The sequence below is a fragment of the Citrobacter sp. RHBSTW-00881 genome (assembly GCF_013728515.1).
Classification (GTDB): domain Bacteria; phylum Pseudomonadota; class Gammaproteobacteria; order Enterobacterales; family Enterobacteriaceae; genus Citrobacter; species Citrobacter braakii.
The window spans coordinates 2,722,489-2,743,457 of record NZ_CP056269.1 but is presented as its reverse complement, the minus strand read 5'-3'; the positions used below and the strand labels follow the sequence as shown (position 1 = coordinate 2,743,457).

Genomic DNA, 20,969 nt, shown 5'->3' with positions numbered 1-20,969 from the left:
TAGAGATTTAATAGGATAACATGATTGACGAAATTTATATTTGAAGGTTAGATTAAATCAAGTAAAGTTAGCGGAACGATTAAAAATATATAAGAGGTTATGATGAATGTGACATTGATTTCGAGTATCATTGGTGGAGTTTTTGCCATAGCTTCAGTTATTATTTCTGTTGGAATTACTACATTTAATCAGAACAGGGTTAATAAGATAAATAATGCCATAGAGGAAAAGAGGAAGCATCAATATTATCTTGAGCCATTGATTAGATCTGCCGCTGACTTACAAAGTCGAATTTATAACATACTAGAAGGCGGATTCATTGAACGGTATTATCATAACGGAAGTGATAGAAATCAAAACTATGTTATAAACAATACTGTTTTTCTTGTAGCTCAATTTTTTGCATGGACTGAAGCCGCTCGAATTGATGTTCAGTTTCTGAATCTTGAAAATGATTTAAAGACTCGCAAACTATCCGAACTGCAGAGTAGAATATATTCATTGATACAAACAGATAGTCTTGGTCCTCATTTTATTTTCTTTGCGGGAGAACAAAGAGCTATTGGCGAGCAGATGTTAATCAAAAGAGATAATGGATATAATTGTATTGGCTATGGTGAATTCATAAGAAAAGATGCGTTTTGTGACGAATTTTTATTTAAAGAATTGAAAGGCGAAGTTGTTAAAATGACGAAGAACTTACAAGCTTATCGCATTCGATTACAGAAGTTGCAACATGCACTAATTGATTTGCTTGACTACCTTGATCCCAATGAAGTAAGGATTAATAGTAATGAGCGTTCTAAACTATAAAGTTAACTCCTAAGGAAGGTGCGAATAAGCAGGTCATTTCTTCCCAAGCTGACTCGCTGATTAAAATTTCGCGGATCTGGGCCGATTTTTTTCCCGCAAACACATCGAATCAGCCTATTTAGGCTATTTTTTCCACCATTTCTGGCGTTATTTCCGGTTTTTACTGAGATCTCTCCCACTGACGTATCATTTGGTCCACCCGAAACAGGTTGGCCAGGGTGAATAACATCGCCAGTTGGTTATCGTTTTTCAGCAGCCCCTTGTATCTGGCTTTCACGAAGCCGAACTGCCGCTTGATGATGCGAAACGGGTGCTCCACCCTGGCACGGATGCTGGCTTTCATGTATTCGATGTTGATGGCCGTTTTGTTCTTGCGCGGATGCTGCTTCAAGGTTTTTACCTTGCCGGGACGCTCGGCGATCAGCCAGTCCACATCCACCTCGGCCAGCTCCTCGCGCTGTGGCGCTCCTTGGTAGCCGGCATCGGCTGAGACAAATTGCTCCTCTCCATGAAGCAGATTACCCAGCTGATTGAGGTCATGCTCGTTGGCCGCGGTGGTGACTAGGCTGTGGGTCAGGCCACTCTTGGCATCGACACCAATGTGGGCCTTCATGCCAAAGTGCCACTGATTGCCTTTCTTGGTCTGATGCATCTCCGGATCGCGTTGCTGCTCTTTGTTCTTGGTAGAGCTGGGTGCCTCAATGATGGTGGCATCCACCAAAGTGCCTTGGGTCATCATGACGCCTGCTTCGGCCAGCCAGCGATTGATGGTCTTGAACAATTGACGGGCCAGTTGATGCTGCTCGAGCAGGTGGCGGAAATTCATGATGGTGGTGCGATCCGGCAGGGCGCTATCCAGGGATAATCGGGCAAACAGGCGCATGGAGGCGATTTCGTACAGGGCATCTTCCATGGCACCGTCGCTCAGGTTGTACCAATGCTGCATGCAGTGAATACGCAGCATGGTCTCCAGCGGATAGGGCCGTCGGCCATTGCCCGCCTTGGGATAAAACGGCTCGATGACAGCGGTCATATTCTGCCATGGCAGAATCTGCTCCATGCGGGAGAGGAAAATCTCTTTTCGGGTCTGACGGCGCTTAGTGCTGAATTCACTATCGGCGAAGGTGAGTTGATGGCTCATGATGTCCCTCTGGGATGCGCTCCGGATGAATATGATGATCTCATATCAGGAACTTGTTCGCACCTTCCCTAATATAAAGGGACGAAACACATCGAAAGAAATTGATAAAAATTTGGTGAGTATTTTGATTTCTTAAAAAATTATCAATGAAACTCGGAAGGCACTTTCTTTGAGGTATAATTTTCCGCCTCTGGAGCGAAGTGGACAGAAAAAAGGTCGTGAGGCCTGCTAAGAGCGAGGCACGGAAGGTTTCAATTGTCCATACAATCGATAGTGGTATTGCTAACTTTGGCGTATTGTATTGAAAGGGACAGGTTAATTGCTCGGTTGATATTTAACCTGTTGCTATAAACCCCAATCCACTTTTCATCAAGTATATTTTCCTGAATTGATTGCGTACAACATGTAATGGAGATGTTAATGATTATTACAAAGTTAATTATTGAGGGTTTTAAGGGGTTTAAAGACCGATTCTGCATCGAGTTCAATGAGTCAGTGAACATTATCGTAGGCGATAATGAAGCGGGAAAAAGTACCATCCTTGAGGCTATCAATTTAGGCTTGACGGGTTTGTATGCAGGGAAACCTGTCAAGAATAACATCAGCCAATATCTCTTTAATGACCAATTGGTGAAGGAATATCTAGCCAGTCTCGCAACCGCAGCTAGATTGCCACCGCCAGCGCTATTCGTTGAGCTCCACTTCCAAAAAACGCCTTACACTGTTTTCCTGGAGGGGGATGGTAATTGCCTTAAGTCATCCTCAGTGGGAGTTGTATTCAAAATCAAGTTTAACGAGGACTATAAGGCTGCCTATGAAGCACTCTTGAAAGTGGGTGATATCAGAACGTTGCCTATAGAGTATTACGATATTGAGTGGAAAAGCTTCAGCAGGGACGCACTTTTATCACGTAATATCCCCATCAAGTCTGCATTTATCGATTCATCCTCGGCCAGAGGCAACAATGGGTCAGATGTTTACATCAGCAGAATAATCAAGGATTTGCTGACGGATGATGAGGTCATTAGCGTTTCTCAGTCGCACCGTAAGATGAAAGAAGCCTTCATATCAGACAAGTCTATCGAAACCATCAATAAGAAAATTATTAGTGCAAGCAAGATCACCAGTAAAAAGGTCACTATCTCAGTTGAGCTTTCCTCTCAAAAAGCATGGGAATCAAGCCTGATTACCTGCCTGGATGATGTTCCGTTTAACTACATTGGAAAGGGCGAGCAAAGCATTGTGAAGACAAATTTGGCGCTCTCGCACAATAAAGCCAAAGAGTCGAATGTCATTCTCATTGAAGAGCCTGAAAATAACCTATCGCACACCAAGCTTAATCTGCTCATTAAGACCATCAAAGACAACTGTGAAGGTAAACAGATCATCATTACGACTCACAGTAGTTTTGTTGCGAATAAACTCGGTCTTGGTGATCTGATTTTTCTCTCGAACCGCAAGACGACCAAGCTGGCTTCGTTAACACCTGGCACGAAAGAATTTTTCGAAAAGATTGCGGGTTACGACACGCTTCGAATGGTTTTGTGTAAGAAAGCGATTCTGGTTGAAGGCGATTCAGACGAGCTTGTGGTTCAGAAGGCATACATGGATACGAACCAGGGACGACTACCCATTGAGGACGGGATCGAAGTTATTTCAGTAGGGATTTCTTTTCTGAGATTTCTGGAAATAGCCGCGATTATCGACAAACCTACCCGCGTCGTAACGGACAATGATGGCGATATTGCCGCAATTCAGAAAAAATATAGCACCTATCTGGGCGCGAATATAAAACCACACATTGATATCTGTGTTGACCCGATTGTTGATACCGGTACGCTGATGGTGGGCACAAAAAAATACAATTATAATACTCTTGAGCCCAAATTGCTGAAGGCGAACAGTAGGGCAAGCCTTAATGCCGTTTTAGGGACTGCACATACTTCTGATGATGACTTACGCATTTACATGCATGCGAATAAAACAGATTGCGCATTGAAGATATTTAACTATACGAATACTGCGGCGCTCAGCATACAGTATCCGCAGTACATTCTGGATGCGATCAAATGAACAAAGTCATCATCGCATCTGCTGGAGCAGGTAAAAGTACCTTTGTAGTTAGTGAAGCATTAAAGGCCGTCACTTCAGGAAAGCGTATTCTGATTACCACGTTCACCGAGGCATGCCGGGATGAAATAAATGTCAAAATCATTAAAGAGAATGGGTGCGTTCCGCCTAATTTGTATGTGATCACCTGGTTTTCCTTTCTTATTAAACATTGGATAAAACCCTATCAGGGGTGTTTATTTGACTATGACGTCAAAGGAATGCTCCTTTGCAGCAGCAAATCAGGTGTAAAGCCTTATAAGGTAGCAGGGAGACCCATCTACTGGGGGGAGAAAGATTTCAGGCAGCACTATTTCAGTTCTGATTTTAAGCTTTACTCCGATAAAATGGCCAAACTTTCTCTTCGCTGTGATGAGAAGTCGAGCGGAAAAGTCATCGCTCGATTGGCGTCGTGCTTTGATGAAATTTATGTGGATGAGGTTCAGGATCTTGCTGGTTACGATCTTGAAATTCTTCAAACACTGTTCAGGTCACCCATTAAAATCACGCTGGTCGGCGACCCGCGTCAGGCCACTTACAGTACCGTCAATACCGAGAAAAATGCGAAGTACAAAAAAGCTGCCATCGTGAATTTCTTTGATGACAAGGCGGTAGGGGTCACAGTTGATGATAAAATGTTGAATGAGAACTTTCGGTGCTTTCATGAAATCAATGATTTTGCCAACAAACTTTATCCTGCCTTTGCTCCTTCAGCCTCCAACGTTCGTGAAATATCCGGTCATGACGGAGTCTTCCTGCTGCCCGAAAAATTACTGAGTCACTACCTAGAAACGTATACTCCCGTGCAGTTGCGCTGGGATAAAAGGCGTACCGCTGATGAACGTTATCCTGTCTTTACCTTTGGTACATCTAAAGGCCTGACATTTGAACGTGTGATCATCTTTCCTACCGAACCTATGCTGAAGTGGTTCCAAGATAATAGCGCTGCACTCACTAATGATTCACGAGCCAAGTTGTATGTTGGTCTGACTAGGCCAGTTAAAAGTGTTGCGATTGTCTTTAATGGTGGCGCAGGTTTTAACTCTAATGGGATTAAAATTTACACTTCAGGGTAGGACCATGAGGGCCCTCAAATTCTTACGTTGCATCTGGTTATCACTGAGCTAAGGCTAGCACTAAGCGGCCGAACTAACTGAGCAGAAGGTCTGCTGTGACCGAATTGCTGTCTTTGGAAGATATTTCCATTCTATAATCCTGTGCTACTAAAAATTGGGGAGTGGTGGACAACCTTGATCATGATATTCTATTCAAGGAAGAACTATCACAGGTAGTGTGCTCTCTCAGTAGTCTAAGGACACACAAAACGTTTCGCTTATTTAGTTCGAACTGTTACATGTAACATAACTCTGGAGAGGAATCTATGGTCCAATATTTTTCCAAAAAAAACACCCTTGAGAATAGAGCATTACAAATATGGCAAATTCTCATCGGATTCGCTTATGCGCGTAAGATAACTACATATAGAGAGATTGCTGATATTCTTGGGTATAAAGGCGCAGGTACGATGGATCGTCAATTAGGTCATATTCTTCATTTTTGTGCTCAGAATAAATTACCACCATTAAGTGTATTGGTTGTGAATTCTGAGACAGGATTACCTGGAGATGGGTTTGATATGACAGGTGATTTACATAAGCAGAGAGAAAAAGTATTTAATTTTGACTGGTTTGATATTATTCCACCAACGCCAACTGAGTTTTCTTCAGTGTGGGAAATAGCAGAGCAAAACGATTTTAGTGTTCACTCATAATAATCCGATGCAATTGATGGTAATGCTCCCAACTTAATGATCCGGTTATAGCACTACCTTCAATGAAGGTGTAAGTTTCGCATCCAAGCGGGTTATGTATGTCTAAAAATCTGTACTGTGACGTCCGCTTATGGCACAGACCTGACGTGCTGGCGGGGCTAAAGGTCCGCAGTGAGCGAGGAACGGACATTGCTAACCGCATTACGAGTGAATCAATGGAGTGCAGGTCAACATATCTAAAGAAAGCATAAAATTGCATGTGGAGAGAAGAACTCATGAGTGAAAAAACATTGACTTTTGTATGCTGCTTAGACAAAACGAATATAACCCTAGACTATATGTCTGAACATCAAGGTGTCAGGTTAAATAGTTTCAATAGAGATGAGTTAAACGATGATTCAACTGCGGTTTCAACGTTTTCAATCGACATCAAAGAGTCAGAGTTCTACAATAGAGAATCCAAAAATGGAAACTTGTATGTTCAAAGGCATATCACTAATCTTAAAAATGGCCACTGCTATATTTTATTGAAGTTTAAAAAATCAAATACTGCCGATGGGTATTACTATCGAAATTATCGTTCCCCTGAGGGAAGTAAAACAGAACAAGAATATGAAAAAATTAAAATCATAAGCTTGGCATTTGTTTACCCATCAAATAAATTAGTTGCAAAAAACAACCTGATTCAAAGTTTCCTGAATAAAAAGAAAAGCCATACCGATATAAATAAGGAGTTCAGGGGGCAAATATATTTGAATAGTTATTCTGTAGGTCAGGGAATGTGCTCATTGTTACACAATGGAAAAGAAGGGGTTCTGCTTGATTGTGGTGCAGGCAAACCTATTTTAAAGCCTAATTATAAAAAACTGTCTACCAATAAACTTATAATTGATCTTAATGCTCTATCACAGGTGGATATGATTTTATCTCATTTAGATAGCGATCATCATAGACTTTTATCTTGGGATCCATATATATTGGAAATGGTGTCTAATATATACATCCCTAGCAATACAGATGATCTTTTCCTTAAGGATAAATTAACCTTTCAGAAAGTTATAGCCTGCTCCAGGATTAAAATAAAATTTGCTAACGGGTTTCTGCATTCGTATCGTACTCAGCCTTTTTCTTCTTCAAAAGAAAAAAACGATAATGCATTAGTTACACACATTAGCACTGAGAAAGAGGAGGTCTTAGCTCCCGGAGATTATTCATACAAAAATATTCACACTGATTTATGTCCAGAAATAGCAGCGCTTAAAAACAATGAATATACTTATGTTATTGTACCGCACCATGGTGACATAGAAAGTAGTGAATCAATCCTGAGTCCATCAAAGTCAATTTTGGCAATTGCATTTTTTTCAGCTGGAACTAATGAAAAATATAAGCACCCATCCACTCAATCAATGGATGCACATAGTGCATTGATGTTCATAAATGTCGTAGACAATGAAAACAATGATATTGATAAAATACAGTTTAAACTTTAATTGTTAAATTAAGTAATTACACTGTGCCTTTGGATGTACCCGCCTAATTTTTAGGAAAGGATGAGTTAACCAGCCCTCAGCAGATTAGTAAATCCCGGTGTTAGCAATGTCCACTTCTGGCTGTGAGTTCAACTGATGGACGCAACACACTTATTGAACCGTTCTGCGGGTGATTCATAGTCTAGCGTTTTTCTCGGTCTTTCGTTGAGCTGTCTCGCAACGCTGTTTAGTCTCTGCTGACTGTGAACCGATAAGTCAGTTCCCTTTGGAAAATATTGTCTGAGCAATCTGTTCGTATTTTCATTTGAGCCACGTTGCCAGGGAGATTGAGGATCACAGAAGTAAATCTGGATGTCTGTTGCTACAGTAAACCGGGTGTGGCTGGTCATTTCAGCGCCCCGATCCCAGGTTAATGTTTTATAAAGCTCAACAGGTAATTCCCGGGCTTGTCTGATGAGTGCAGATATAACCGTTATGGTCTTATTGTCCCTGATTTTGGCCAACATAACAAAGCGGGAATGGCGTTCTACAAGGGTGACGATATAGGAGTTTTTCGAGCCCTGGATCAGATCACCTTCCCAGTGACCAGGTATGGCTCTGTCTGCGGCTTCCGGTGGCCTTTCGCTGATAGATAGCGCATTCGGGATTTTCCCTAATCCTTTCCCTTTAAGTGATGACGTTCGGGATCTACGAACCGCTCTTCCGCTTCTGAGGCATTGTTGCAGCTCTTTTTTTAATGCGCCCCGGGTTTGTATAAAAAGCGTTTTATAAATCGTTTCGTGTGACACATGCATTTCCTGATTATCCGGATAACAGCGTTTCAGCCAACCGGCGATCTGCTCCGGCGACCAGTCCTGATGCATCTTCTCTGCAATGATTTTACACAATGTGGGGCTTTCAATTAGCTTGCAAGGTTTTGGTCTCAGAGCATTTTCCCACGCAGAAGTATCGGCTTTTGCTGCACGGTATTGCCTGGCACCTCCGTGCCTCCTGACCTCGCGGCTAATCGTTGAGGGCGCTCTTGATAATTTGGCAGCGATGTCCCTGATACTGAGTTTTGCTACCAATCCTCTGGATATCTCCTCTCTTTCATCAAGCGTAAGCGCTAATCGGTGCCGCTTTCTCACAGGAGGACGGTATCCACCAGTCTGGTGGATAGTGGGCATAATAGAAGAATGATATCTGTCGAACATTCTGGCGATATCATGCAGGGAATCACCTTGCTTATATCTGTCCCAGATAATCGCCTTCTGCTCTGGCGTGTAGTAAATCCGAGTTCTTCGTTTCATGGCAACGTCCCCCTTGATTAAGGATAGCGTTGCATCGACCCGTTGAACTCACAGCACGAAGCGGACAAGTTATATGAGCTGAAGGTCCGCAGCGAGCGAACAGCGGACATTGGACCTTCCAAACTTACAAGGTAATCTAATTTGCAAGGTTATGGCGGGATAAATGGACAGAATTGGCAGATTTTGCAGAAGTTATGCATCAAGGAATAATTTTCATGTGCCGTAGGCAATACCGCGCTTTGAGCTGGTTTTGAAATTCAGTTGTACTCTCGACCTTCAGTAAGTATTTCCGCTTCTAAGCCAAATGGAGACTTTAATTTATCTTGATAAACCCCGCCAGTTAGTTTGAAAATGGTGCAATTTCTCAACACAGGGTTTACCCAGATGGCTATGTCACCACCTCCTATTTTTGAAGGCAACGACTATTACAGCGTCTCTGAAGAATTTTTTAGCAAATTACCAGCTGATCTAAGAGCGCCTTTTGAACAAATAATGAAGAAAGGGGCGGAGATTATTAGCGGTTGCGATAAAGAGATTGAAAGTCTGATTAGACTTATAAAGGTAATACCTACTACAACAAGCCTTAGTTACATTTATCGTCGGCTTCGTACGACCAAGTTTGAAATCACTACTGAATCGATGATGGAACAGGAGATGTTAACAACCGCTTTTGTGGTCAGCTACGCACGTTTGTTCGCCAAAAGCAATGGCACTTGCGTTCTCCAGCGGATGATCTCCCTGTCCACCTACGGGCTGTTCATGATGAGCTGTATAAAATTCGCAACGAACGTTATGCTCATAACGGAGGTCATAACCCCCTACAGCGGCCTCGTCGGCTTACTGGTTTTAGCGCTATTACCTTCTATAACCTCTCTTTTGCGGTAGATAACTATTGCAGGGATCGTTTGGATGAGCAACATGCGTATAATATGGCTTGCCATCACAAAACTCGCATTCGCGTTAAGCGCCAGTGCCGCAAAGGACATTGATTCCACGCTCCCGGGAACCCAGGAGAGCATCAATACATAAAATGGATAATCCAGAAGATGCGCCGCTGTAAATGCCATCATGACCGTCACACCCAGTCCAATAGCAATGAGCTGTATTGAAGACCAAAGATGACGCAAAAATGCAGTCAACGTAAACGCAATAAAATGATGCCCCAGTAATATGCCCATCAGGATCATACTGAACTGATTGAAAATATCGGGAAAAAACACAGTCTGAGATGACAAAGGGTGCAGGAGTGCTGCACAAAGCAACGACGTGATCATAAAGGGCGCAGGAAAGTGGAAGCGTTCAAGGCATTTGCCCAACACATAGCCCGCAAAGACAATACCCAATAGCCAGAGCACATTAGTCGTTGCAAACAATACAGGCGGCATGGCCATATGGGTTTGCGCACCGCCGGTAATATATCCGGCAAATAAGGTCAATGTGATGAGCCGTAGCGAGTGCGAAATGATAATTTTTTGCGGCGGCGTTTTAACATGGGACGCTAGCGCTAATACCGCTGCCATTGCCCCCGGAACGGCGCCCAATAACGCCTCTTCCTTACTCCAGCGTAATCGGTGAATACACCACAAGTAGCATGCGGTGAATTGCAGGGATAAGCATACTAATAACAACACCAGTAAAAATGCGATATTTCCTTGCGCCCCAAAAGAAAAATCGCGAAATAAAAGACCAATTGACGTACCAAGAGAGAGTTGAATCACCGTCAGGCTGCCCGGCAGTACTGGCACAGAAAGACCGGTACGTTTTAACACCAGCACGGTAATAAGGGGGCCAAACATCATACCTAACGGAACGTTGCAATAGGTAAAACCCAACCCAGCCAGGATACAAAGAGCAAAACCTAACAATAATTTCATACACCTTTCTCCTGGCTACCGGGAGTGTTAAATACTCAGTGAACGGTTTCGTTAACCCAAAGGGTATTTTCAGCAACCCATTGGGTCAATGCATCAAGACGTTCGTGTATTTCCCGGCTGGACTCCGCTTGAACAATAGCACTCACGATCTCGCCATTTGTTAATTTCATCGCGTCATATTGGCGGCCGACGACACCTGTTACCCGATATTTAACCACAAAAGGCAATGGACATTTTTCCGCAATAGAGAGGAGCGTGCCCTGTGCAGGCGGCACATTTAATTGGCCAACCCGTAAAACGGGTTGTCTTTGCGATAAATCCTGCGGATAGATTTCGCATAAACTGGCTTTAAGCCAGGTCATTCGAGGATCAAGACCAAAAGCGGCCCCTAATTCTTCATTGACAAAGCAGCCACCTAATCGGCAAGCAAGCTCGCCAAAAATAATGTTGTTATCTTTATCAACAAAAACTTCAAGGTGAAGCAATGCGTTTTCTTCCGTTGGAAAAACCTCTTCAGCAAGATATTTGGTGTAGGCAATCAGTTTACGATGCAGCGGCGTGTCATCTTCCATAACCAGACCTAATGTTTTCCCGGATAGAAAATCCAGGCAGGAGACGGTTGCACGAGATGCAGAAACAAATATCGCCTTTCCTTTTAAATACAACGCATTAATTTGATAAGCTTCGCCTTCGATAAATTTTTCAATGAGCAGATTGTGATACTCTGGCGGCTTAACCTGCGCCAGATATTTATAAAGCTGGCCTTCATTTTTAAGAACCACCACGCCCTGTGATCCACGCCCATCATTAGGTTTGATGACGCAGGGATATCCCTGTTCGGCAATGAATCGCGCCATCGCAGTCGCACTGTCGACGCGTGCCATAGCAGGAACCGGTAACTGATGAGACTGAACAAGCGATTTCATCATAAATTTATCACGGAAGAACATGGCCTTTTTTTCACGGTCGTGTGTCAAACCCAGACGATCGCTGATTCGCGCGGCCCTCAGAACATCGATTTCGGCGAGGTAAAAGATACCCGTTGCTTTATTGTCCTGGGCGTAGTGGTAAATATCCATTTCCACGAAGGGATTATCATTAAAGTTTTCATAAAAAAGGAAAGAAAAACCTGCCCCCATATGATCAAGAATATTATCGATCTGGCTTGCGCACGTTGCAATCAGAACTGGGGCCACTGATTGCAATGACTGCCACTCTTCACGTGAGTGCTGAAAAATAATTTTTGGTGGACACAGCAAGATATTCATTGTTTTTCTCATTCAATATCAAATGTAATGACAAATACATCCCGATAACCTTTTCCTGGCAACAAAGGAACCACTGCCGCGGTATAATGCTGATAATTCACATCATTGAATATTACTGCATCGCCCGCATGCAGTTTGAACGTAGAGGCATCATTGCCCCCATCATGATTAGGAATAAGCGTGGTTTCTCCACCAGTCACATTCTCAATTTCGCTGCAATAGATTGCAATGTACTTAAAACCATCTTTATGAATACCCTCTGGAGCGGGATATCCAGGCCTTCGGTCATCTGTCGTTATTCTTATTTGATGAATGCCAATATTGTAAGTCGTGTCTGGAAGCAATGGCAAAAGCTTACGAAACACCAGATTCATCACTTCTTCAGCAACGTCTTGTTTTATTTCTGGGTATTTTCTTGCAATACCGCCAGCGTAATTGTTCAGTTTTTCCGCTTGAAAAAACTCACCCACTGCGCACAGATCAAAATACTTTTCACGTCCGGCCCTGGCCTGCATGTAACTTCTGAACCGAAAAATACCATCTTCAGCCTTAAGCCATGGATCGGGTAGTAATTCATCAAAACTATTTTTGACTTTCGCTGAAGTCTTCCCCAGTCGAATATGATGATAGGCGTGCATAGATAACGTCCTTAATACGGTAGTTTGAGCAGTCTACTTATAAGATATGAAATGCATATCCAACAATAAATAATATTGCAGACTCTTTTATACTGATAATCTATGGGCAAAAGTAAGGAGGCAGGCTCCTTACTTTTTAAATAACTCTACTTGCTTTTTTTACGTAACTCCGTCACTGGCACGCCACCAATTCCCCAGTTATCAGTCTCCACTTCATCAATGACCACGATGGTTGTGCTGGGGTTTTTATTCAGGACATCAACCAATAGTTGTGTCACTCCCTCCATTAATTTTTTCTTTTGCTGATCGGTAGCACCTTCATTAGTAATTTTAATATTTACGTAGGGCATATGAACTCCTTTTATTAGATGATTTTTGACATTGCACCAAGATAAACAAGTGCAAAGAGATTAAACGATAGAACATAACCGTAGTGCATTTTAAAACTGGTGTTACTGGGTGATACATTCAGACTGTTTGCGGCGAAAATAGCATTGATCGATACGGGAGAAATAAGCTGAGTTGCAATAAATAAGCAAATCCATATCTGATAATCAACCATCCCCGCCGTAAGATAATCAGAAAATATCGACCATGCGATACTAAAGATAATCAGTGGATGGATACCTAATAAACCAAAAAGCGGTACGATGAACAAAATAATCGCGTAGATCTGCAACGTTGTCAGCCCGCCAACATAAGCAGTGATACCCTCAGGTACATGGGAAAAAAGCAGCCAACAAACTGAGGTCAACACACTACAGCTTAAAAGCAACAATACCTCACCGGATATATTCTGTGCTGATTCAGTTAATTGCTCAGCCCAGGGTTTATCCTTTTTAACCAGATGATCGACAACAAAGAGCACGACTGCTGTAAAGGCAATACTTTGCAGTGAATTAAGATTCAGTACCGTTAATGAAAAAATGAATACTCCCCAGAACAGACCTACACATAGCAGGATATACCGCATCCCATCACGGCTGGGTGTCACCGTCTCGTTTTCAGCGATTACCGTCACTTTTGCGCTTTGGTTGAACAAGATACTGAATAAAAAGAGAGGGATACCCACCAGCATCGCCTTAAGATGCGGTACGTCAGGCATTGCCGCCCAAACGGCAGCAGCGCCGATGGTGGTTGGCATCAGTACCATCGTAATGCATACGGTGCGCGTAATAATCTTTGCCAGGTTGAATCTTGGCCCAATAACTGACTTGAGGCCATCGAGCAGCAATGATATTGCCCCCAGACTCATTGGCCATGTTAAGAACGCCGTCAATAACGTAACCCCAAAAGTCATGTTCGATGTTTTTCTACGCGAAAAATATCCTCCCAGAACAGCTGTAAAATTAAGAGAGGCCATGACTTGTCGTAATAAGGCAATACCAACAAGCAGTAAAATCACATCAAAATATCGCGAAAAAATTGCAGGGAGCACAATGCCTTTCAGGTTGTTTGTAGCAAGAAGAAACATCATCGAGCAGAGAAAAATAATCACACCACTTCTGGCGGATGATTTTTTTGACCAGAAAGCAAATGTCGATGCGAAGTAGAGCACGGCGGTAACTCCCGCAATAGCCGACATCGCCGCATGTTTATCCGTCAACGCACAAGCGAACAGAAATACCAGCAATGATGTTATCGCTAACGCAGGTTGCAATGATTGCCACGCCTTGCCACGGGCCTGGATTTGCTCAGTCTGCATTTATCGCTACCTCTGGCTGAGCCTGCCGCACCATCATTTGATGATACATATCTGCGACACAACGGCCTGCATCAACCAGGAATCTTGAATTAACCAGCGGACGTGGCAGGACGTAGGTGTAAAAATTCGCGCCTTCCGCTGGATTGCCCAGCACCCAAAAAGCCGTCTGCGCTTCCCCCATGCGATTAATAGGATGCTGGCATTGATCGATATCCAGCCCACCCGGGTGATACCCCTCATTCATAAATGGACGAACAATACCATTGGCTGTCATATTTCTGATTAACGGTGAAGCGTCATGTAGTGGCGAAAAACTGGCAATTTTCGCCTTGATTAAAACATCAGCCTGAATCTCAGTACTCTCTTCTTTAAAAGGTGAGTGAACTTCGAATTTTCCTTCGCAGTCGTTCAATACTAACCTTGAATCTTTACCACCGGCCAGACTCACCACATTCGCTTCCATTAATGCTAATAGTTGTTCATTTCTTAACTTCGGCGGGCCAACGGCAATGCGGTTAAAAATAGGATTAAAATGCTCAAGGAAATACTGATGTGACCGCGATTCAAGCCCTGAATTATCAATCGCTTCTCGTAAAATATCCCTGACATCACGAATAATGTCTGTCGCCGCTTTGATCGGGCCATGGACATTGCCCTCCTCAGACTCCTGGAGATCTTTACGCAGGAAATACATAAACCATTGAGTATAATCCTTTAAACTCAGATGTTCCTGCGATTGATGTGGATAAAGCACACTGTCAATTACCGCGATGTCTTCAGCGCTCGGTTCATAAGAGCCAGCATCTAACCACTGCCCATTTAGGGTTGAACGATAGGCATAACACATTTCTTTATGCAGTAAGGGGAAAACTTGTTCAAGAAAATCGATTTTTGAAGATCCTTTCTCAAACACATTTTTCAACCGCAATTCTCTGATAGCCATTGCCGTTAAGAAGCGTGGGGAGTACTGCCCAGAAACGCCTTTTTGATTCGCGCCGCGACTGCTAAAAGGTAGAGCCTTACGTGAATAGATAAAAATACCCGGTTCTTTTCCGGAAGGATGATAGCGAAGCTCACCCTCTTCCCGGCTAAATTTTCCACCCCTGCCGATAGTGAGTTGCGAAATGACATCATAGGCAGTCAGACCAATACCCTGAACAATCACATTTGATTCCGCTGTTATTTTATTCAAATTATTTATTGGATAAGGAGTCGAATAGTAGTCCAGGCGTTCATTTTTCTTATAATTATTGGCAATAAATCGTTCAACAAGATGATCGTCAAACGTTTTGGCGTTGTCGCTGTGACCAGTGGTTAAATAGACGTAATCGGCCACCACACGCTGACTGTCTTCCAAGACAATAATAGACTTCGCATCGTCCTGAATCAGAATGTTGTTGGCCTGCTGATTTATCTGTGTAACCGAGATATTGTCAGGCAAACTTTTGATAATTTCGTGATAAAACCAATTTAAGTATTCACCTAATAATCGACGAGGTAAATAATCGTTGGCGTCAATTGGTTTGCCAGCCACGTCTTTTAAATAACGGCCATCAACATTTTTATAGCCCTGCTCATTAGCCCACTGATGAAAACATGGCCCTGAACGGAAAGATCCGGCATTTTTTACCGTCGCATCACCAAATAATGTTATCTGGCAAGCAACGGTGTTAACCAATAAATGGTCGGGCTGCGATAAACTGTGCGCACCTACACCCATCGCATTTTTATCAACGATAACAATATTAATATGTTCATTCTGTTCATTCTGTTTACGTTGTGCATGCTGAGCACAAATCCTTTCCAGAATACTAAGCCCCCGAGGCCCCATTCCTATAATAGCAACGGTTGTCTTTTTCATTCTTTGCTCCAACTTTGAGAGTATTTAACTTTGCTGTGTTGAACATAGCTAATCCCTGCTGCGATAAATAACGCACAAGCGCCAGATAATATTGAAATAGTCATCCCGTTTTTATTGTTCTGAAACGCACTCACGATTAATGGTCCGGCAATTTGCCCAATGCCATATGTTAACGTCACCAGACCCAGAAGATTAATTTTCTGTGGTGCAGAAATCTTTTTCGCGAGTGGCATAACGAGAGAACTGGTTCCCATGAAAGTTGCACCAAAGCCAATACAACTCAAGGTCAATAAAAGCGGGGAATGGATAAACGAGGCCATCACAACGCAGCTCGCCTGCACAATTAAGTTAACACTCAGGCAGGACAATATGCTCCACTTGCGTGCAGCCCATAACCAACCATAGCATCCTGGGATAACGGCAAGGCCAACAATAGACCAGATATGGTTGGCCAGAAATTCATTACCCACTCCCTGGGCCATTAAAGGGAGATAAGTAGCTACAATGATATAACCGAAGCCTGCCAGTCCATATAACAATGCTAAATTCCACCACTGGATGTTCGGCTCGGATGACGAAGCTTTTTTCTGAGGAGGTAGAACGTGTTTATTTGCAGGCAGCAAGATAATCAGCGCGATGAAGAGTACAGCTGAAATGATTGACGCGCCGATCCATAGTAGCTTTGAATTTAATGCATATGCGATACCGGCTATAACATATTCATTGCCTATAAAAATACCCACCCCGACGCCGGCAAACAAAGAAGCAATGACAAACGGATTATGGGTATGCTGTAGCATAAGCATCGACCCGAATATCATCATGCCTGCGCTGGCAACACCGGCGAAAAATCGAATAACAATTACTATATCAGGGTGCGTGACTACTGCCATCGCAAAAATAAGCAGGCCGGTGACTAATGCAGCACAAATTAACATCGTTTTGATATTCTTCAGGCCACCAAAAATACCAAACGAGAACAGGAGGCTGCCAACCAGGTATCCGGCGTAATTCGCGCTTGCGATTAACGATAATTGCGAAAAATTAAAAATGCCTTCATGCAACATGACCGGCAGCATCGGAGTATATAAAAACCGACCAATTCCCATCCCCAGCGTTAAAACAATCATACCGAAGACAGCCGTGCTCAACTGGCGATGGCCAATAACATTGTGATCAAGATCCATTTTTCAGGCTCAATATGTCAATCAGATTTGATTGTTATGTTACATAAAGAAATGATAATAAAAAGTTAATAAAAATGACGAAAACCTTCACTTTGAGTGACAGACACGATGAACAGTACCTCATTAAATTTGTTTAAAACCGTCGCGGAAACCGGCTCTATCACCGCAGCAGCCCGTAATCTGCACTGCGTTTCTTCAAACGTCACGACGCGGCTCAAGCAACTGGAGTCCAGCCTGGATGTTTCGTTGTTTGTTCGCGAGAAGAATCGTCTTCACATCACCCCTGAAGGTGAACTGCTTCTGCGTTACGCTAACAAAATCCTCGCGCTTTTAGACGAAGCCGAGTTGTCTATGCAGGGAACGAAAGCGGCTGGCCCTCTGCGCATTGGCGCAATGGAAACCACTGCCGCCGTCCGACTTCCTGCTTTGCTGGCAAACTTCCACCGTGAAATGCCCTCCGTAGAATTAAACTTAAAAACGTCACCGACAGATGTGTTAGTTCGTCAGATCCAGAATAGTGAACTTGAAATTGCCTTCGTCGCTGACCACAAGGCGTTGCACGTAGACAATTCAAGGCTACAAACGCAGGTGCTGTGTCAGGAAACCCTGGTTCTGGTTACGGCCGCAGAGCATGGTGATGTCGTGACGGGAGCCGATCTGGAGGTGACAAGGCCACTCGTCTTTGTGAAAGGATGTAATTATCGTTCCCGGCTTGGGCAATGGTTACGGCTACAAAATGTCGATTATGACGACCCGCTGGAGTTTGGTTCTTTTCAGGCAATACTTGGTTGCGTAAGTGCCGGAATGGGCATTGCATTATTGCCTGAGAGCGTCGTCAAACAGTATGAAACGAGCTTCCCCATACGGTGCCACTCTATTACTCCTCACATTGGTAATGTCAATACTATGATGATATGGCTTAAAAATCGTGAGGTTAGCCGGGTATTGAATTGCTTTGTTTCCTTTGTTTCATCCCACTGAGGTATTCCACAACCATATTGTGCCGTTAGGACTTTTGGGCTGGTAAATACTCTATATGGATCTATTATCGATGCAGGCTTTCAGTTTCAGGATTGACTAATGCAATTTAATAGAGTTGCTGAAGATTTCTTTCCTGGGATTGGTCAAGAAATTTGACCACTGTTTTGTAGTAAGAACGGCATCTGCTCTCTGATTCGTTCGTTGCCAGTCTGCCATTGGCACAGGGCTGCTGTTGCAGCCCTGACAACCTTAGACTTCAATCGATTCAGAGATCTCTAACGCATCATCGACTTCAATGCCCAGATAACGGACTGTGCTTTCCAGTTTCCTATGGCCCAACAGAAGTTGGATCACCCGAAGATTCTTGGTTTTCTTGTAGATCAGGTAAGGTTTTGTTCTTCTCATGGAGTGTGTGCTGTAAAGCGAAGCTTCGAGACCAAGCTTTTCTACCCACCCATGAAAAATTCGGCTGTATTGCCGGGTTGATATGTACCGGTTAGTTCCGATCCGAGACCGAAACAAGAAGTCTTTACTGTGCAAATTGCCAAGCTTTATCAATGCAGCAACAGCTTCTCTTGTCCCTTTGGTTATCTCAAATTGCACAGGGCTACCGGTTTTCTGTTGCAGCACCGTAGCTCTGCTTGAAACCGAGCTACCATATGCAACATCAGATACTTTGAGGTTCACCAGATCACAGCCTCGTAGCTTACTGTCTAAGGCCATGTTGAACAGAGCTAAATCACGCGTTTTAACTTCCAGTTCAAGCCGGATTCGGATCCCCCAGATATGAGATATCTGAAGTGGTCTTTTTTGGCCTATGATACGGTCTTTGTTCCACGGTGACGTTTTCATACTCAAATCTCCTGCAATGTTGGAGATTTGAGTATGGTTGTCCCTTATGAGCGAAGGGCGGAAGTTGACAACCAGTATCTCACGTCAGACTTTTTTCAGGGTACAGGCAGACAGCTCAGCGGATTACCCCCCAACCTGACGGAATATAACTGCTCTTCCCACGATATGCAGTACGATCCGGCCTTACTAATTGAGCATAGCAACTGAATCATGTATTTAAGATAGGGCGTCGATTTTGGTTAAGGTATGATGGGGAATTAATTAACCATGGGTATTAAAAGGATTTCCCATGAACACAGACGAAAAGGGCGTACCGGAAGATACCGGCTATTACCGGTATGAAGTCATCGGAGATAGCACCCATAAGACCAGCATTCACAACAGCGTAAAAATCGTTCAGTGCCAGCGGGTTCCGGTCAGGGGGATCACGCTGACGGTAGGGCTATTCTTCGACGGTACGGGGAACAACCGGGCGAACTCAGACGATTTGCGGCTGGCATATAACCACTGCGCCAATCTGGTTGACGAGGCTCGGGCAAAAGCGTGCGCAAAGTATGAAGAGTATGCCGGGGTCGGGCTGGGTAACGCCAGCTGGCAGGGCGGTCACACTAATATATCGCGGCTGTTTGACCTTTATCAGTCGAGTGATGAACTTAGCGACAGCGAGACAGAGGCGCAGGTGAAAGCCTACGTAAGCGGCATCGGGACGGCGGACGGGGAAAGCGACTCTGTGCTGGGTAAGGCGCTGGGAAGCAGTCTTATCCGGCAGTTCGAAGGGGTGGTGACGAAGACTGATGAGGTGCTGGACAAGATCAGCGCAGAGATGACCCGCTTTATCAAACTTAACCGTGAAAAAGTGGCGATCGCGAAGGTGCAGTTTGACGTGTTCGGGTTCAGCCGCGGAGCGGCGGCGGCGCGGCACTTTGCCAACCGGGTGATGAACCAGGACGCCGCGATAGCGGTAGCGATAGAGAATGGGCTGGATATGGCGGGGCACCACGGAAAACCGGCGGGAGAGGTGCGCTTTCTTGGGCTGTTTGACACGGTAGCAGCCATCGGGAGCCTGCTGAACTTCTACGGCATTAACGGACGCAGTAACCCCGGCGTTAACCTCGAGCTGCGTCCCTCCGTGGCGCAGAAGGTGTTTCAGATAAGCGCGATGCACGAGTGCCGGTATAACTTCAGCCTCAACAGCATCGCGGGGATGTGGCCGGAACTGGCGCTGCCGGGGGCGCACTCGGATATCGGCGGGGGCTACAACGCGGGAGAGGATGAAATCTCCCTGCTGACGATGCCGGACTTTGAGGTAATACCGGAGAACGCGGACGAGGCGCAGACGGCTGTGTTCCGTCAGGCGGAGAAGATGCGCCAGGCGTTGTATTCGTTGCCGGCGCTGAAGTACATGATGCCGCACGGCAAGGTGGAGACGAAAATGATATCGTGGCCGCTGGTTAACCGGGACAAGGCGCGGGCGTTTATTTTTGAGAAGAAAGCGGGCGCGGCGGTGTTTATGACGCGCAGGGCGGTGCCGAACGACTGGGGGAAGGTTAGCCTGCGGGTGATGCTGGACGCGGCACAAGACGCCGGGGTGGTGTTTGCACCGATACTCAGTAATAACAAAGAGCTGGAGTTACCGTCAGAACTGCTTCCCCTGTGTGATAAAGCAATAGCGCAGGGGCGGGCGGTCCGGCGGGGCGCGGAGCCGGAGGGATTTACGGCGGAGGAGATGCGGACCATCGGGCGTTACCTGCACTGTTCGGCGAACTGGAACATTGACTCGGACCTGAGCCTGTGGGTGAGTCCATCCTCGGGAGAGGTTTTTCTGCGACACCACTATGCGCCGACGGACGAGCGCTCGTTCGTGTGGCCTATGGCCCCGGGCAAAGGGTGGGTGCGCACGGTGTGGCGGATGGACGACCAGCAGCAGTGGGAAGACCGGGCGCGGGTGAACGTGGACGCGCTGGACGGACTGTTCTGAGGAGGCAGG

17 protein-coding genes are annotated in these 20,969 nt (G+C 44.7%); 7 read left to right on the top strand and 10 right to left on the bottom strand.

What is annotated here, in order from left to right; translation table 11 throughout:
* Window positions 1-99: 99 nt before the first annotated feature.
* Window positions 100-813, top strand: coding sequence for a lysogenic protein (locus tag HV311_RS13155; protein WP_223952617.1), 714 nt, complete (start codon window positions 100-102; stop codon window positions 811-813).
* A 160-nt stretch (window positions 814-973) separates the two neighbouring features.
* Here the strand turns inward: HV311_RS13155 and HV311_RS13150 are convergent, their stop codons facing one another.
* Window positions 974-1,954 carry an IS5-like element ISKpn26 family transposase gene (locus HV311_RS13150; protein ID WP_000019445.1) on the bottom strand — a complete coding sequence of 327 codons (981 nt, stop codon included), beginning with the start codon at window positions 1,952-1,954 and terminating at the stop codon, window positions 974-976.
* 420 nt (window positions 1,955-2,374) lie between these two features.
* Here HV311_RS13150 and HV311_RS13145 point away from each other — a divergent pair, with 420 nt between their 5' ends.
* From HV311_RS13145 to HV311_RS13130, 4 genes are all read left to right on the top strand, one after another.
* Complete coding sequence (locus HV311_RS13145; protein ID WP_191220038.1) at window positions 2,375-4,027, top strand: ATP-dependent nuclease; 1,653 nt, start codon at window positions 2,375-2,377, stop codon at window positions 4,025-4,027.
* Window positions 4,024-5,139 (top strand): UvrD-helicase domain-containing protein, encoded by a 1,116-nt coding sequence (locus tag HV311_RS13140; RefSeq protein WP_181598277.1) that lies wholly within the window; start codon window positions 4,024-4,026, stop codon window positions 5,137-5,139. Before HV311_RS13145 ends, HV311_RS13140 begins: the two co-directional genes overlap by 4 nt.
* Window positions 5,140-5,444: 305 nt before the next feature.
* Window positions 5,445-5,834: a hypothetical protein gene (locus tag HV311_RS13135; RefSeq protein WP_191220037.1), complete on the top strand. Its 390-nt coding sequence runs from the start codon at window positions 5,445-5,447 to the stop codon at window positions 5,832-5,834.
* 275 nt (window positions 5,835-6,109) lie between these two features.
* Window positions 6,110-7,327: a hypothetical protein gene (locus HV311_RS13130; RefSeq protein WP_191220036.1), complete on the top strand. Its 1,218-nt coding sequence runs from the start codon at window positions 6,110-6,112 to the stop codon at window positions 7,325-7,327.
* A 128-nt stretch (window positions 7,328-7,455) separates the two neighbouring features.
* Here the strand turns inward: HV311_RS13130 and HV311_RS13125 are convergent, their stop codons facing one another.
* The 8 genes from HV311_RS13125 to HV311_RS13090 form a co-directional block, all read right to left on the bottom strand.
* Window positions 7,456-8,616, bottom strand: a complete 1,161-nt coding sequence (locus HV311_RS13125; RefSeq protein ID WP_049015173.1) for an IS30 family transposase — start codon at window positions 8,614-8,616, stop codon at window positions 7,456-7,458.
* A gap of 818 nt (window positions 8,617-9,434) precedes the next feature.
* Window positions 9,435-10,490 carry an AbrB family transcriptional regulator gene (locus tag HV311_RS13120; protein ID WP_016152957.1) on the bottom strand — a complete coding sequence of 352 codons (1,056 nt, stop codon included), beginning with the start codon at window positions 10,488-10,490 and terminating at the stop codon, window positions 9,435-9,437.
* 35 nt (window positions 10,491-10,525) lie between these two features.
* Window positions 10,526-11,758, bottom strand: coding sequence for an ATP-grasp domain-containing protein (locus HV311_RS13115; RefSeq protein WP_191220035.1), 1,233 nt, complete (start codon window positions 11,756-11,758; stop codon window positions 10,526-10,528).
* 8 nt (window positions 11,759-11,766) lie between these two features.
* The gene (locus tag HV311_RS13110; RefSeq protein ID WP_016156404.1) at window positions 11,767-12,396 is read right to left on the bottom strand and encodes a 2OG-Fe dioxygenase family protein; all 630 of its coding nucleotides are present in this window, start codon (window positions 12,394-12,396) and stop codon (window positions 11,767-11,769) included.
* A 146-nt stretch (window positions 12,397-12,542) separates the two neighbouring features.
* On the bottom strand, window positions 12,543-12,746 hold the full coding sequence (locus HV311_RS13105) for a tautomerase family protein (protein WP_016152960.1): 204 nt from the start codon (window positions 12,744-12,746) through the stop codon (window positions 12,543-12,545).
* 14 nt (window positions 12,747-12,760) lie between these two features.
* Window positions 12,761-14,101, bottom strand: a complete 1,341-nt coding sequence (locus HV311_RS13100) for a hypothetical protein (RefSeq protein WP_191220034.1) — start codon at window positions 14,099-14,101, stop codon at window positions 12,761-12,763.
* Window positions 14,091-15,962 carry an FAD/NAD(P)-binding protein gene (locus HV311_RS13095; RefSeq protein WP_191220033.1) on the bottom strand — a complete coding sequence of 624 codons (1,872 nt, stop codon included), beginning with the start codon at window positions 15,960-15,962 and terminating at the stop codon, window positions 14,091-14,093. Before HV311_RS13095 ends, HV311_RS13100 begins: the two co-directional genes overlap by 11 nt.
* Window positions 15,959-17,149 carry an MFS transporter gene (locus HV311_RS13090; protein ID WP_191220032.1) on the bottom strand — a complete coding sequence of 397 codons (1,191 nt, stop codon included), beginning with the start codon at window positions 17,147-17,149 and terminating at the stop codon, window positions 15,959-15,961. Before HV311_RS13090 ends, HV311_RS13095 begins: the two co-directional genes overlap by 4 nt.
* Window positions 17,150-17,257: 108 nt before the next feature.
* Between HV311_RS13090 and HV311_RS13085 the strand changes: the two genes are divergently transcribed.
* Window positions 17,258-18,130 carry a LysR family transcriptional regulator gene (locus tag HV311_RS13085; RefSeq protein ID WP_016152964.1) on the top strand — a complete coding sequence of 291 codons (873 nt, stop codon included), beginning with the start codon at window positions 17,258-17,260 and terminating at the stop codon, window positions 18,128-18,130.
* Window positions 18,131-18,379: 249 nt separating this feature from the next.
* Here HV311_RS13085 and HV311_RS13080 read toward each other — a convergent pair whose 3' ends face one another.
* Window positions 18,380-18,982, bottom strand: coding sequence for a site-specific integrase (locus HV311_RS13080; RefSeq protein ID WP_191220031.1), 603 nt, complete (start codon window positions 18,980-18,982; stop codon window positions 18,380-18,382).
* 289 nt (window positions 18,983-19,271) lie between these two features.
* On the opposite strand from HV311_RS13080, the gene HV311_RS13075 reads away from it, so the two are divergent.
* Window positions 19,272-20,960: a T6SS phospholipase effector Tle1-like catalytic domain-containing protein gene (locus HV311_RS13075; RefSeq protein ID WP_191220030.1), complete on the top strand. Its 1,689-nt coding sequence runs from the start codon at window positions 19,272-19,274 to the stop codon at window positions 20,958-20,960.
* Window positions 20,961-20,969 lie beyond the last annotated feature (9 nt).

Excerpts from the sequence above, each read along its gene's own strand:
- HV311_RS13105 (WP_016152960.1), bottom strand. The coding sequence starts at position 12,746 with ATGCCCTACGTAAATATTAAAATTACTAATGAAGGTGCTACCGATCAG.
- HV311_RS13130 (WP_191220036.1), top strand. The coding sequence starts at position 6,110 with ATGAGTGAAAAAACATTGACTTTTGTATGCTGCTTAGACAAAACGAAT.
- HV311_RS13115 (WP_191220035.1), bottom strand. The coding sequence starts at position 11,758 with ATGAATATCTTGCTGTGTCCACCAAAAATTATTTTTCAGCACTCACGT.
- HV311_RS13150 (WP_000019445.1), bottom strand. The coding sequence starts at position 1,954 with ATGAGCCATCAACTCACCTTCGCCGATAGTGAATTCAGCACTAAGCGC.
- HV311_RS13135 (WP_191220037.1), top strand. The coding sequence starts at position 5,445 with ATGGTCCAATATTTTTCCAAAAAAAACACCCTTGAGAATAGAGCATTA.
- HV311_RS13075 (WP_191220030.1), top strand. The coding sequence starts at position 19,272 with ATGAACACAGACGAAAAGGGCGTACCGGAAGATACCGGCTATTACCGG.
- HV311_RS13085 (WP_016152964.1), top strand. The coding sequence starts at position 17,258 with ATGAACAGTACCTCATTAAATTTGTTTAAAACCGTCGCGGAAACCGGC.
- HV311_RS13095 (WP_191220033.1), bottom strand. The coding sequence starts at position 15,962 with ATGAAAAAGACAACCGTTGCTATTATAGGAATGGGGCCTCGGGGGCTT.
- HV311_RS13155 (WP_223952617.1), top strand. The coding sequence starts at position 100 with ATGATGAATGTGACATTGATTTCGAGTATCATTGGTGGAGTTTTTGCC.
- HV311_RS13140 (WP_181598277.1), top strand. The coding sequence starts at position 4,024 with ATGAACAAAGTCATCATCGCATCTGCTGGAGCAGGTAAAAGTACCTTT.
- HV311_RS13090 (WP_191220032.1), bottom strand. The coding sequence starts at position 17,149 with ATGGATCTTGATCACAATGTTATTGGCCATCGCCAGTTGAGCACGGCT.
- HV311_RS13080 (WP_191220031.1), bottom strand. The coding sequence starts at position 18,982 with ATGAAAACGTCACCGTGGAACAAAGACCGTATCATAGGCCAAAAAAGA.
- HV311_RS13100 (WP_191220034.1), bottom strand. The coding sequence starts at position 14,101 with ATGCAGACTGAGCAAATCCAGGCCCGTGGCAAGGCGTGGCAATCATTG.
- HV311_RS13145 (WP_191220038.1), top strand. The coding sequence starts at position 2,375 with ATGATTATTACAAAGTTAATTATTGAGGGTTTTAAGGGGTTTAAAGAC.
- HV311_RS13125 (WP_049015173.1), bottom strand. The coding sequence starts at position 8,616 with ATGAAACGAAGAACTCGGATTTACTACACGCCAGAGCAGAAGGCGATT.
- HV311_RS13110 (WP_016156404.1), bottom strand. The coding sequence starts at position 12,396 with ATGCACGCCTATCATCATATTCGACTGGGGAAGACTTCAGCGAAAGTC.
- HV311_RS13120 (WP_016152957.1), bottom strand. The coding sequence starts at position 10,490 with ATGAAATTATTGTTAGGTTTTGCTCTTTGTATCCTGGCTGGGTTGGGT.